Origin of the sequence: Corynebacterium provencense (assembly GCA_900049755.1) — a bacterium.
GTDB classification, from domain to species: domain Bacteria; phylum Actinomycetota; class Actinomycetes; order Mycobacteriales; family Mycobacteriaceae; genus Corynebacterium; species Corynebacterium neomassiliense.
Map to the genome: position 1 here is coordinate 1,359,932 of LT160593.1, position 13,267 is coordinate 1,373,198.

Here is a 13,267-nt window from a genome sequence, read left to right on the forward strand (position 1 = left end):
TAACCTCAGGACCCCCGTATAATCGCCGGGTACCCCATGTCCGGGCCCGACGTACCCGGTATCCCCGTCCCACGACCCCCAGGAGGCGATCCACACACCGTGGTTGATCAGCTCAGGCCCGGTGATCTCCTCGACGGGCGGTACCGTATCGGGGCGAGCATCGCCCACGGCGGAATGTCCACCGTCTACCACTGCATCGACATCCGTCTCGACCGCGACCTCGCCGCCAAGGTGATGGACCCTTCCCTTGCCGCCGACCCCGTCTCCCGGACACGGTTCGAACGTGAGGCCAGGGCCGTCGCCCGGCTGAGCCACCCGTGCCTGGTCAACGTCTTCGACCAGGGCACCGACCGACGACCGGAGGGCGAACTCGTTTTCCTGGTCATGGAACTCGTCCCCGGAGGCACACTGCGGGAACTCCTGCGCGAGCGGGGGCCGATGCCCCCGTACGCGGCACTGGCGGTCATGGAACCCGTGCTCGAGGCACTGGCCCTCGCCCACGACGAGGGGATGGTGCACCGGGACGTGAAACCGGACAACGTGCTCATCCGCGACGACCACCTGGTGAAGTTGGCGGACTTCGGTCTGGTCAGGGCAAGTCGGCAGAAGTCCGCCACCCAGGGCGGTCCCGTCATCGGGACCGCCGCGTACCTGTCCCCCGAACAGGTCCGGGGATGCGACACCGGCCCCCAGAGTGACGTCTACTCGGCCGGGATCATGCTCTTCGAACTTCTCACCGGGCGCCCGCCGTTCAAGGGCCCGACCCCGCGTGACACCGCAGCAATGCGGCTCACCCGCGACGTCCCCGCACCGTCGGATGTCATTGACGGGGTCCCCGCCGAGGTCGACGACCTCGTCCTCACCGCCACCCGTCGTGAGCCCGCCGACCGTTACCCGGACGGGGAGGCATTCCTCGCCGCAGTGACGGACACTGTACGCAGCCTCGGCATGCCCGACTTCAAGGTGCCGGTGCCCGAGCACTCCGCCGTCCACCGCGCGCTGGCCGGCTCCGAATTCAGTGACCGCCTGAGCTGGGACGACGATGTCATGGCCACCAGCATGGTGCCACCGCTGAGTTCCCCGGGACGGGCCCCCGGCCGACCCGGACGTTCACCCGACCAGCAGACTGCCCGGACCCGCTACCAGGGGGTGCCGGACCCCGGCCAGGGTGCGGTTCCCGACGTCCCACCGGAACCCGGCCCCCGGGTCCCCGGTGCACCCGCCTTCCCCGGTGCCACCGTGCACCCGGAACCGTCCCACCCCACCCACGTGACCCGGAGTACACCGCCGCCTGAGCCTGTCCCCGGCACTCCCCTGACGAACAGGGGGGTCGCCAGAACAGTGGTGTGGACCGTCCTGGTCCTGCTCACCGTGGCGGTAGTCGCCGTGGCGTCCTGGTGGGTGACCTCCGGCAGGTACGGGGAGATCCCGCAGGTTCTCGGCCAGGACGTCGAGGGTGCCCGCACCGCCGTAGAGCAGGCGGGATTCGTGTCGACAGTGTCGGAGGTGTGGTCGGACGACAACCCCGCACAGTCCGTCACCGGGACCGACCCCGCGTCCGGCGACCGTGCGGTCAGGGGCAGTGAGGTTGCAGTGCTGGTCTCCCGCGGTCGACCGACAGTGCCTGCACCCACCACCGGTGACACTCTCCAGACATATCAGGCCAAACTCCGGGAACGCAGTCTGAACTGGACCATCGGCGAGGAGATCTGGGACGACGACGTACCGGCAGGCGGGATCGCCTCCGTATCCCCGGTCGCAGGGGCCACCGTCGACACCGGGACATCCGTGACCGTGAAGACCAGTCGTGGCCCGCGGCCGGTGACCGTTCCGGGGCTCGCCGGGATGACCGAGAAGAAGGCCCGGGACACTCTCAGGGCCTCCGGACTCGAAGTCTCGGGGACCACCTCCCGGTTCAGCGAGGACGTCGACGGAGGTAAGGTCATCACCTCCGACCCGGCACCGGATTCCCGCGTGCCCTCCGGATCCGCCGTCCAGCTTGTCCTCTCCTCTGCCGTCGACGTGCCGGACGTGACCGGCAGGTCTGTGGAAGAGGCCGAACAGATGTTGCGCGACGCCGGCCTCAACCCCGTCACCGGGACCCCGGTCTCCGACACCGACGAGGACGCCGGGGACGTTGCCTCCACCGAGCCTTCACCCGGAACCCGGGTCGATCCCTCGCAGTCCACCACCGTGACACTCCACCCCTCCGACAGGGCGAGGGTTCCCCTGGTCATCGGCAGAACTGTCGCAGATGCGAAGAGGATCCTGGAGGACGCCGGATTCACTGTGTCGGTCGACGGTCGGTCGAACGGAGTGGTGCTGGCGCAGTCACCGGGTCCCCTGTCACGGGCCACGCTGGGCTCGGAGGTCACAGTCCGGGCCCTGTGAGTCCGGTCCATGTGCGCCTGAACCGCCCACCGTCAGGGGGACACCGCCGGGCACACTGCCGGAGTCCCCCGTCAGCTCACCGCCGCAACATCTCGGCGACGAGGAACGACAGCTCCAGTGCCTGCTGGGTGTTCAGCCGCGGGTCGACGACAGTGGCATAGCGGGAGGGCAGGTCCCTGTCCGTGATGTCCTGGGCACCGCCGACCACCTCGGTGACGTCCTCGCCGGTGAACTCGATGTGCACGCCACCGGGGTGGGTGCCGAGCGCCCGGTGCACCTCGAAGAACCCCTGCACCTCATCAATGATCCGGTCGAAGTCACGGGTCTTGTAGCCGTTCGACGAAGTGTAGGTGTTGCCGTGCATCGGATCGCACTGCCAGATGATCTTGTGCCCGGTGGCCTCCACCGCCCGGACGATGGGCGGAAGCGCGTCCCGGATCTTGTCGTAGCCCATCCTGCTGATCAGGGTGAGACGGCCCGGTTCACTCGCCGGATCCAGCTTCTCGACGTAGGCGACGGCCTCCTCAGGAGTGGTCGTCGGGCCGATCTTCACTCCGACGGGATTGCCCACCAGTGCTGCGAAGGCGACATGGAAGTCCTCGAGGCCACGGGTCCTCTCACCGATCCAGATCTGGTGCGCAGACAGGTTGTAGAGGACATCTTCACCGTTCTCGCCGTGCGCGAGTCGCAGCATCGCACGCTCGTAATCGCGGACGAGAGCCTCGTGGGAACAGTAGATGTCGGCGGTCTGGAGGGTGGAGTCCTTGACCCCGCAAGCGGACATGAACTCCAGACCACGCTCAATCTCCTCGGCGAGAGCCTCGTAGCGCGCCCCGGCCGGAGAGTTTGAGACGAACTCGCGGTTCCATTCGTGGAGCTTCGCCAGATCTGCCGTACCCGAACTGGTCAGTGCCCTGACCAGGTTCATCGCCGCGGCCGAGTTCGCGTAGGCCCGGACCATCCTCGAGGGGTCGTGTCGGCGTCCTTCCTCGGTCGCCTCGATGCCGTTGACGATGTCGCCACGGTAGTTGAGCAGACCGTTGGAGTCCGTGTCCGAGGAGCGCGGCTTCGCGTACTGCCCGGCGATACGGGCCATCTTCACCACAGGTGTGGAGGCACCGTAGGTCAGTACCACCGCCATCTGCAGGAGGGTCTTGATGTTGCCGCGGATGTGCGGCTCGGTGTTGGACTCGAAGGTCTCCGCACAGTCACCTCCCTGGAGCAGGAAGGCACGGCCGTTGGCGACATCGGCGAGCTGCCGGCGGAGCCGGCGGATCTCCGGGGCGACCACGATCGGCGGCACCGACTCCAGGATCTTGCGGACACGGTCCGCATGGCCCTGGTCCCAGCCCGGCTGCTGCTTCGCGTCACGTGCCACGGCATCCTGGAAACGGTCCTCGAGCTCCCCCGGAAGTGGTGGCAGATCAGGAAGCTCATCAAGTGGTGCGTCAATAGTCCAACCCATGCGCGTCATCATACGGACAACCCTGTCCGGACGGTGAACTGCCCTGCCCCCGACGGCCTCAGGACCTTCGGGCCCTCTTCGCCTGCACTGACAGGCGGTACTTCACCACGTTGAAACGGGCGTCCGCCAGCGCGTCATGGGCGTTCGACGGTTCCTCCGGAAGAGACGGCCGCCCGGCGTCCTCCCAGAGCTGCCGCAACTCACGGGTGAAACGCGGCAGCTCACGCGGCAGCCCCGTCATGTCCCCCCAGAGCTGGGCGAAGGCGACATGGTCGTAGGCTCCGATCCACGCCCACATTTCCGGACGGTCCGACGCCGGAAGCCACTCGCCCGGCGTGTGGCCCGGCAGGAGGAACCGGTACAGCCGTTCCCTCAGTTCCGCCCGCGACATCCACGCCGGATCCGACCGGGGCGGGAGCTGCGGGAGGACATGACGGCGGACCCAGTCCCCCGCCCTACGCTCGTCGAACTCGGTGGAGACCGCGTAGAACTCACGGCCGTCCTCGGCGACAACCCCGATCGACACCAGGTCGACGGTTCTGCCGTCCTCGATGAACTCCGTGTCATAGAAATAGCGCACGGTCGCCCAGTCTAGCCGGCCGACAGTCCGCCGCCCTGTCCTGTCCGTCTCCTCCGGGGAAGAGCTGGCGGGTAGAGCACCCATTTCAGCACGGGAAAGCGACCCAGACGGTAGAACAGCATCCCCGCCACGGCACAGGTGACCAGGCCGATGACGATCTGTGTGTCCATACCCGTGAGGAAGGCCCAGCGTTCCGGGTCCGACTCGAACAGGCGTCTCAGGATCACCGCATTGACCAGGAACAGGGCGGCGTGGTGGGAGACATACACGGGAAGAGTGTTCCGGCCCACCGCCGCCAGCGCGGTGGACACGACAGGTATCCTGGCGATCCACGTCGCCAGGAGGATGCCGGCCGGCACTGCGCTGAAGATACGGACCAGCGAGGCGACAGACATCAACGCAGCCTCCCGGGAGGTCCACCCGTCGGGATCCACCCGGTGCGTCAGGTCCGCCATGACCCGTTCCCACCCGACGTAGGCCACCACGGCCGCAGAGACGACCCGCCAGTCCGAGGCCGCCTCCGACAGCCGGAAATACACTTCGCGGAAGTGAAGGCCCAGGAAGAACGCGGGCAGATACGCCGTCAGGTGGGTGATCTCGTTGTACTGGGTCAGACCTGCGGCGGCGGCGGCGAGTGCCGGCACCACCGACATTCCGACGGCCACCAGCGGCGGTACCCTGCGGAGCAGACAGGCGGCGATGTTGAAGACCATCAGCGCATAGAGGAACCAGATACCGGGGTCACCCAGCGCAATGGCGCGGAGCATCGAGGCCCAGGTCACATCGCCGGTCATGGAGATACGGATGGCTGCCTGTACCGGGGTGAAGACGAGGTACGGAACCAGCAGGAACCACAGTCTCCGGTACCAGAGGTCACCGAGGGTCCGGGAGATGACCCGGTGGGCGAACAGGCCGGATATCAGGAAGAACATGGGCATGCGGACCGGATCCATCACGGTGCTGAACCACTGCCAGCCGGAGTCCTTCGCCCCGGGTACGCCGCTGATCACGTGCATGTAGCACACCGCGATGATCGACAGCCCCTTGGCGCAGTCCGCCCACAGGAGCCGCTCGCGCACCCCGTTCTGCGGGGCGCCGCCGACCGCCGGCGCACTCCGTGCACCGGGAGAGGCCCTTGCGCATTACCACGCCCGGGAGGAGAAAAAGGCCCGGCGGGGGCGAGCCCCCCCCAGGGGGGCTCGCGCCCCCCCCCGTTCTGCGGGGCGCCGCCGACCGCCGGTGCAGGCCTGTCCGGTCCCGTCACCGCCGTGGCCGCTGTCCCCGGAGTTTCTGACATGGGTGACGAGATTGCCTGAATTCCGGGGAAACGGCAACTCACCGTAGGCTGACTTGCCGTGAACATTGCAGCGAGCTTCCCCCGCATCTCCGGGCGCGCCCGACAGGTACTCCGCCCTCTGACAGTGGTCCTTATCACTGCCGCGGTGGTGTACACCGCCGTCAGGTTCGTCGTCGGCCCCGGAGGCGTCGTCTACCACATCGACTTCGACGTGTACCGCTCCGGTGGACACGCAGTCCTGGACTCGGTCCCCCTCTACCAGGGATCGTTCAGGGTCGGAGGGATCACGCTGCCTTTCACGTATCCACCGCTGTCAGCTGTGACATTCGTCCCCCTCGCCCTGATGCCCCTGTGGCTCGGTGAAGTTGTGTTCACCGTTGTCAGTGTGGTCGCCCTGCTCCTCACCGCGGTGATAACGCTCCGTTCTCTCTCCCGCGAATCCGGGGACATCCTGCCCCGGCACCGGCTGTGGACCACTGCGGGTGTGGTCACCGCGGCAGGGGTGTTCGCCTGGCCGGTGGTGTCGACCCTGGAGTACGGGCAGATCAACATCGTGCTCATGCTGCTCGTCGCCGCCGACCTCCTCCTGCCGAGGACTCCGTGGCCCCGGGGGATGCTGGTGGGTCTGGCCGCCGCACTGAAGCTGACCCCTGCCGTGTTCGGCCTGTTCTTTCTTCTGCGCCGACAGTGGAAGGACGCCGCTACCAGCGTCATCTCCGGTCTCGCCTTCACCGCCCTGGCCTGGGTCATCCTCCCCGCAGACTCCCTCCGGTACTGGACCGAGACCGTCAGCGACCCTACCCGCATCGGCGGTCTGATGTACTCGGCGAACCAGTCCTGGCGGGGTGCTGTCGCACGCTTCACCGACGACCCTCTCCAGACCCGTATATGGGTCACACTGGCCGTGGTCACTGTCGTCGCGGTAACGGTCGTGATGTACCGCCAGCTCTCAGTCGGCGCCACCACGGCAGCCGTGTGCACGAATGCTCTGCTCGGCCTTCTCGCCTCGCCGGTGTCCTGGGCGCATCACTGGGTGTGGGTCGTGCCGATGGCCGTTGTCGCCGTGGCGTCCGCCTGCCGTGCCGGTACCGGACAGGTCCGGCGTGCCGCAGTGTTCCTCGCCGTGGTCGTTACCGTGGTACCGGTGCTGCTGGTCGTCCATACATGGTTTCCCTCGACCCACGACGTCGAAAGGACATGGAGTGTGGCGATGAAGATCCTCGGGTCGGAACTTGTCCTCACCGGGGTCTGCTGGCTGGTGATCGGTGGCCTCCTTCCCCGGGCCACCCGCCCTGCCCCCCGCGCCGACGCCAGGACTGAACCCGGAGCCGCGCCGGTGCCGTCGACGTAACCGGCAGTTGCTCAGAGGCGGTAACGGAGGAAGCGTGGCCGGGGACGGCGCCCCAGGACAACCCCTCTTCCCGGCTCTGAACCTTCAGGGTAGCCCTCCCCTGCTGCGAGGGACTTCTTCACGTCCGCGGCGTAGAAGTCCTCGACGTACTCCTGGCCCGAGAGCTCCGCGATCCGTTCCATCACATAGTTCGTCAGCCCCCGCGCACTGGCGTAGGGGTCACCCTCGACGTGGAAGTCGGCCGGATCGACAGGGTCACCGACAATGACGCCCACCCGGTACGGGCGCAGGATCCACGAGCCTGCGTGGTTCGCCTTCTGCGTGTTGATCATGGCCACCGGGTACACCGGTGCGCCGGACTCCAGGGCCATCCTCGCCATCCCGGTCTTTCCACGGTAGAGACGACCGTCAGGAGAGCGTGTTCCCTCCGGGTACATGCCCAGCGGGTCACCCTTCTCCAGCACACGCAACGCAGTGTGCAGGGCGGCGTCGCGCTGGCTCTTGTCTCCACGGTCGACGGGGACCTGTCCCACGGACGAGAAGAACCACTTCTGGATTCCCCCTGCGAACCCCGGAGTGGTGAAGTACTCCTTCTTGGCGAGGAAGGTGAGCTGCCGCTTCGACAGCAACGGAAGGTAGAGGGAATCCATCACCGCCAGATGGTTGGAGGCCAGGACCACCGGACCTGACGCGGGAATCTTGTCGAGGCCGCTGGCGAAAGGTCGGTTGTACACCCACAGGAACGGGCCGACAAAGACATTTCTCAACCACCAGTACGTGCGGTTGTGCAACTGTTCTTCCTCTCTCAGGGGTTCACCCGGGAATCCACCCGGGAATCGGACCCGGTTTCCGGCCGGGCATCGGACCCGGTATCTGGCCGGGCGTCCACTGCTCCGGCGAGAAGCGCCACGCCGATCATACCTGCGTCCGCACCGAGCACTCCCGTCTCCACCCTGGCCAGAGGCCGGTGGCCCGCACCGACGACGTTGAGTGCCATCTCCTCCACCGCGACATCGAGGAAAAGGTCCGCATCGCGGCTCACACCACCTCCGAGGACGATCAGCCCGGGATCGAGGATCTCCTGCACCACAGCGAGTCCCCTTCCCAGCCACCGTCCGAAATCTTCGATCACCTCCCCGGCCAGGATGTCACCGCTGCGCGCCAGGCTCACCACGGTGCGACCGGTGATCCCCTCCGGGGTGGAGTGGTAGTGCTCCGCCAGCGCGCTGTCCGGATGCCTTCCGGTGGCGATGAATTCTCGTGCGGTCAGTTCCAGCGCGCTCCCCGAGCAGTACCTCTCCAGGCAGCCCCGTTTCCCGCACGGGCAGGACCTGCCTCCCCGCACCACGGTGAGATGTCCGAACTCCGGGGCCGTTCCGAATTCTCCGCGGTATATCCGCCCGCCGGTGACGAGGGCACCACCGATACCGGTGCCCACCGCAAAGTAGGCCCAGGTGCCCGCGTCCCCGCCGGGCCCCAGGATCTGTTCGCCCCATGCCGCGGCATTGGCGTCATGCTCGAGGACTACCGGAAGACCGAGGATCCGGGACAGCCTGTCACGGACCTCCATGTCCCGCCACGGCAGGTGGGGGGCAAATCTCACCGAGGTCCGGTCGGCAGTGATGAAACCGGCAACAGCCAGTCCGACAGCCGTGACACGGTGACGGGAACGCAGAGCAGCGACAACGTGGCTGATGGCGGTCTCCAGGGCCGGTACCGAGCTCGGGGTGGGAAGCTGCTCAACATCGATGATCCGGCCCCCGGCGTCGACCACGGCCGCTCTGAGGTTGGTGCCGCCGATGTCGATACCGATTGTCAGCCGTTCACTCGTTGACACGTCCGGGTCCACGTCCTCTCAGTTCACCGTGCAGTGCAGGCCGGAGCTACCCGGTGCAACCCTCCCAGCGTATCCGTCAGGCCCGCCAGTTCCAACTGTGCCTGGGCGTCCGCCTGCCGTCACCGTCGATGACCGCGGACAGTTCCTCCCCCAGGATCTGCCAGTTCCACGCCCGTCGGACGAACTCCCTGCCCCGGACGGCATACCGCTGTGCCCGTTCCGTGTCCTCCAGGAGTGCGGACACGACCCGGGCGACCTCGTCGGCGTCCCTGCCGTCGACGACATCTCCGGTCACCGCGTCCAGGACGGACTCAGGGGCACCGCCGCCGTCGCCGGCGACCGTGGGGACGCCACACGCCTGCGACTCCAGGAACACGATCCCCAGTCCTTCGACAGAGAATCCTCCGGCCTCGGTCCGCACGGGCATGGCGAAGACATCACCGGCACAGTAGTGGGAGACGAGTTCCCCTGGACTGACCGGACCTGTCACCGTGACCCTGTCGGAGACGCCGAGACGTTGTGCCGACCGTCGCAGCGTCTCGGCGTAGTCACCCGGACCCACGAGGAGGAGGTGGGCGTCGGGAATCGAGCTGAGGATCCGGGGCATGGCCTCGACAAGGGTGTCCTGACCCTTTCGCGGCACCAGGCGGGAGATACACACCACGACCCTGCGGTTGTCGACGCCGTAGCGTTCCCGGATCCGCCGGCGGCCCTCCTCGTCCGGCCGGAAGACGGATGCGTCAACCCCGCCAGGCATGGGCTCCCAGGCCACGGTCGGTCCGAAAGCACTCATGATGCGGTCGCGGGCGTAGCGGGAGACATAGGTCAGGCAGTCGACCGAGCGACCGATGTGGCGCAGTACGGCCCTGCCTCCGGGAACCATCGACCAACCGACCTCGTGCCCGTGGGTGGACGCCACGATCCGCCGCGCGCCGGCCCGTCGGGCAGCACCGGCGAGGAGTGCGAACGGCGTCGACGATCCGAACCAGACGGTGTCGATGTCGAAGTCGCGGATCAGCCGGGACATCTCCGCTGCGGCAGCCGGTCCCGGCAGCAGAATCCGGTGCGGCCACCTGACAACCGGGTACGGCAGACCGGCGTCACAGACTGCGGCGGCACGGGCGTCACCGGTGGAGGCGAAGACCACGAGCCGGCCGGGTTCCCGGCGCTCGAACTCTGCGCAGTAGTCGCGGAGATAGCTCTGGATTCCCCCCAGTTCCGGGGGAAAATCATTGGTCACCAGGAGTACGCGGGCCTCTCCCGCGACGTGCCTGCCAGCTGACCGAGGCGCTGCTGAGGGTTCTGCTGAAGATTCCACTGGGGGCCGTCGGTGGTGCGGGGTCAGTACCTGGCGGCGCCGGCGAACGGCATACTGTCCACGCTGACCACCTGGACCGGGATCCCGTAGTCGGAGGCGTGCACGATCTGGCCGTCACCGATGTACATTCCCACGTGGCTGACCCCGGAGTAGTAGCCGACGATGTCCCCTGGCTGCAGCTGGTCCCTGGACACCGGAGTACCGCCGGAGATCTGGGCGCCTGAGGTGCGCGGGATGGTCTTGCCGATCTGCTGGTAGGCCCAGTACATCAGGCCGGAACAGTCGAAGGCGTCCGGTCCTGCGGCACCCCACGAGTACGGGGCACCCAGTTTGCTCAGGGCGGCGGCGACGACCCCGTCCGAGACCGGGGACGCTTCCACGCTCTGGAGAATCTGGGGGACGTCAACCTGGATCGGCCCGTTACGGTCGATCCACCGCTGCTTCTGGTCCGGTGACATGTTGTTCACGGCAGTGGCGATCTGGTCCTTGAGCGTGTCGAGCTCTGCCGTGCGGGCGTCCAGCTCGCGCTGCTGCCGGGCAGCTTCAGCCAACCGGAAGTCGGCCGTCGCCTTGGTGCGCAGCGCCAGGGAGCGGGAGGACGCCGCGCTGCGGAGAGATTCCTCGAGTTCCGTGACCTTCGCCGTACGACTGGCGCTCAGCGCACTGCTGTAGGCCCGCCTGTCGATGGCGTCCTGTGGGCTGGAGGCACCCACGGTGGCCGTGACCGGGTCTACAGTCGCACCCCGGTACAGCGAGCGGGAGAGGTCGGTGACCGGCCCCTGCGCCTCCTTCGCCCGGGCGGCCGCGGCATCAGCCTCGGCGGTGTACCTGTCCACGACCTCTCTGGCACGGTCCGACAGGGCCCTGGCCTCTTCCAGAGCGGCAGCATTCTCAACCACACGGTCACTTGTCGCCTCGGCCTGCCTGGAGACCTCGTCCAGACGCTCCAGCAGCCCGTCAGCGTCGGCGGGCAGGGCCGACGTGTCGACCGGCGAGGACGCCGGATCTTCGGCTGTCGTGGCCGGGGCAGGGTCCGCATGGGCGATCTGCCCGCCACCGGTCACGCTCACACCCGCAACCACCGCACCCAGGGTGAGGCTGATGCCGGCGACTGCGCGGCCGGCGCCGGCCGTGTGAAACCTCGTGGTGCCTGCCCGGTGCCGGGCACTAGGACGATTGATCACTGTTGAACAAACCTCTCGGACACAGTCGTTGAATTCCATCAGACATACTGCCACAGGGTCACGGCGAACCCTCAACGACCCACACACCCTGTGACTGGTGTGAAATTTGTGATTATCACCCGGATACGGGCCGGGCCGACACCCCTGTCACCAGGTGGAGTCGGCCCGAGCACTCGTCAGCACTGAAGATGTACCGGCGAAGGAGATGCCTCTAGAACCTCACCGCATTGTTGATCGGCATGTAGTCCATGGAGGTCACCTTCACAACATCACCTTCGGTGGGAGCATGGACCACCTGGTTGTCGCCGATGTAGATACCCACGTGAGAAGCACCGGAGTAGAAGGAGATGATGTCGCCGACCTGCAGCGCATTCAGCGGCACCGGGGTTCCGGATGACGCCTGTGCCCCTGAGGTGCGGGGGATGGACTTGCCGACCTGGGAGTAGGCCCAGGAGGTCAGCCCGGAGCAGTCGAAGGCGTCAGGCCCGGTCGCTCCCCATGCATAGGGGGAACCCTGCTTGGACAGTGCAGCATCCGCGATCCTCTGCCCCTCGGAGACGACGGGGGCAGGCGCGGCGTAGGCGACCGCACCGGAAGCCGGCGCAGCGTAGGAACCGGCGGCGGCGACGGCGGAATCGACGTAAGGCTGGGCCGCAGCGATCAGTTCGTCGGGGACGTCCACCGAGTAGTCGGTGCCCGGAACCTGGACGGGGGCGGCCTGGGCGGTCGCAGGCAGTGCGGGGGCGGCCTGGGCGGTCGCAGGCAGTGCCACGACGGCGCCGACGCCGATCGCGGCCGCGGCCACGATGTTGCGCCGGGAGGAGCCGTTCTTGAAACTGTGCATACCCATAAGGAAGAAAAGCCTTTCGAGATCGTTGTGGGGACGCGATATCACCGGCGCCCCTCAAGGTCACGAGAAGATTACGAAACGATCACGCTTCGTGTCCAGTGCTGCAGCCGAGAATCTTCTCCGCCGTGGCCGTTACCGGACCGTGACGCATTGCGCCGCGCCGACACGCCACCCCTCGCCCCCCTGCCGGAGTAACGATTAGATAACGCTCTCACCTGCCAAAATACTGAGAGTCGCGCCGGCGCCACACTACTGCATGGTCAACCGGACCATGGCACACCACCACCATCTGTGATCCTCGACACATTCGAACAGTTACGGGGTACAACAGGGGGTGACCTGTCCGGTCCGGTGCCTAGCATGGAGCAGCATGACATCAGTCCGGCACGGGGAGTACCACGAACCAGTGGATTCCATTTTTCTCCAGGAGCAGCTGCGCCGGACCTTGACCAACTGTGTGGTTATCGACTGCGAGACCACCGGTCTCGACCCGGCAGAAGATGTCCTCATCGAAATCGCGGCTCTCCGCGTCCGCAACGGCTGCGCCGTCGCTGTGTTCCACCGCATGGTCAGTCCGTCTCGCCCTGTGCCCGCGGTGGTGACAGGATTGACAGGCATATCCGAGGACGATCTGCAGTCCGGCGAGGACCGGGCAGAGGCTGTCAGGGATCTCACCGGTTTTCTCCAGGATGTTCCTCTGGTGGGGCACAACATCGCCTTCGATCTCGCATTCCTCCGCGCAGCGTGCTCCCACCTGGCATTCGATCCACCGGAAACTCTCTGTACCGCTGACACCGCCCGTCGCCTCGTCCCGCGTTCCCGGGTGGGCCGCTACAGGCTGTCCACGTTGTCACAGGTCTTCGAGCTTGCTCACAGGCCCACCCACAGGGCTGTCCACGACGTCCGGGCCACACTGGATCTGCTCCGCATGCTCAGCGTGATACCTGCCGACGACTGAGCGTCTGTCTCGCGCCCCCGCCACACCCGACTCTCC

11 protein-coding genes are annotated in these 13,267 nt (G+C 67.0%); 3 read left to right on the plus strand and 8 right to left on the minus strand.

Annotation, left to right across the window (positions count from 1 at the left end):
• The first annotated feature begins 99 nt into the window (after window positions 1-99).
• Complete coding sequence (locus tag BN3906_RS12540) at window positions 100-2,391, plus strand: PASTA domain-containing protein (protein ID WP_066589018.1); 2,292 nt, start codon at window positions 100-102, stop codon at window positions 2,389-2,391.
• A 76-nt stretch (window positions 2,392-2,467) separates the two neighbouring features.
• Here the strand turns inward: BN3906_RS12540 and BN3906_RS12545 are convergent, their stop codons facing one another.
• From BN3906_RS12545 to BN3906_RS12555, 3 genes are read right to left on the minus strand one after another with little or no spacing between them, the layout of a single operon-like run.
• The gene (locus BN3906_RS12545) at window positions 2,468-3,856 is read right to left on the minus strand and encodes a class II 3-deoxy-7-phosphoheptulonate synthase (RefSeq protein WP_066589986.1); all 1,389 of its coding nucleotides are present in this window, start codon (window positions 3,854-3,856) and stop codon (window positions 2,468-2,470) included.
• A gap of 58 nt (window positions 3,857-3,914) precedes the next feature.
• Window positions 3,915-4,436, minus strand: a complete 522-nt coding sequence (locus tag BN3906_RS12550) for a polyadenylate-specific 3'-exoribonuclease AS (RefSeq protein WP_066589020.1) — start codon at window positions 4,434-4,436, stop codon at window positions 3,915-3,917.
• A gap of 11 nt (window positions 4,437-4,447) precedes the next feature.
• Window positions 4,448-5,515 carry an acyltransferase family protein gene (locus BN3906_RS12555; protein WP_078057436.1) on the minus strand — a complete coding sequence of 356 codons (1,068 nt, stop codon included), beginning with the start codon at window positions 5,513-5,515 and terminating at the stop codon, window positions 4,448-4,450.
• Between the two features lie 276 nt (window positions 5,516-5,791).
• On the opposite strand from BN3906_RS12555, the gene BN3906_RS12560 reads away from it, so the two are divergent.
• Window positions 5,792-7,084: a glycosyltransferase 87 family protein gene (locus BN3906_RS12560; RefSeq protein WP_261797017.1), complete on the plus strand. Its 1,293-nt coding sequence runs from the start codon at window positions 5,792-5,794 to the stop codon at window positions 7,082-7,084.
• 11 nt (window positions 7,085-7,095) lie between these two features.
• Here the strand turns inward: BN3906_RS12560 and BN3906_RS12565 are convergent, their stop codons facing one another.
• The 5 genes from BN3906_RS12565 to BN3906_RS12585 form a co-directional block, all read right to left on the minus strand.
• On the minus strand, window positions 7,096-7,875 hold the full coding sequence (locus BN3906_RS12565; RefSeq protein WP_066589022.1) for a lysophospholipid acyltransferase family protein: 780 nt from the start codon (window positions 7,873-7,875) through the stop codon (window positions 7,096-7,098).
• Between the two features lie 14 nt (window positions 7,876-7,889).
• Window positions 7,890-8,921, minus strand: a complete 1,032-nt coding sequence (locus tag BN3906_RS12570) for an ROK family protein (protein WP_078057524.1) — start codon at window positions 8,919-8,921, stop codon at window positions 7,890-7,892.
• A 76-nt stretch (window positions 8,922-8,997) separates the two neighbouring features.
• Window positions 8,998-10,161 carry a glycosyltransferase family 4 protein gene (locus BN3906_RS12575; RefSeq protein ID WP_261797018.1) on the minus strand — a complete coding sequence of 388 codons (1,164 nt, stop codon included), beginning with the start codon at window positions 10,159-10,161 and terminating at the stop codon, window positions 8,998-9,000.
• Window positions 10,162-10,262: 101 nt separating this feature from the next.
• Entirely contained in the window at window positions 10,263-11,423 is a 1,161-nt protein-coding gene (locus BN3906_RS12580) for an NlpC/P60 family protein (protein ID WP_367294249.1), read from the minus strand.
• A gap of 211 nt (window positions 11,424-11,634) precedes the next feature.
• Window positions 11,635-12,273, minus strand: coding sequence for a C40 family peptidase (locus tag BN3906_RS12585; protein WP_066589025.1), 639 nt, complete (start codon window positions 12,271-12,273; stop codon window positions 11,635-11,637).
• A 370-nt stretch (window positions 12,274-12,643) separates the two neighbouring features.
• Here BN3906_RS12585 and BN3906_RS12590 point away from each other — a divergent pair, with 370 nt between their 5' ends.
• A complete protein-coding gene (locus BN3906_RS12590; protein WP_078057439.1) occupies window positions 12,644-13,231 on the plus strand; it encodes a 3'-5' exonuclease in 588 nt (195 codons plus the stop codon).
• Window positions 13,232-13,267: the final 36 nt, after the last annotated feature.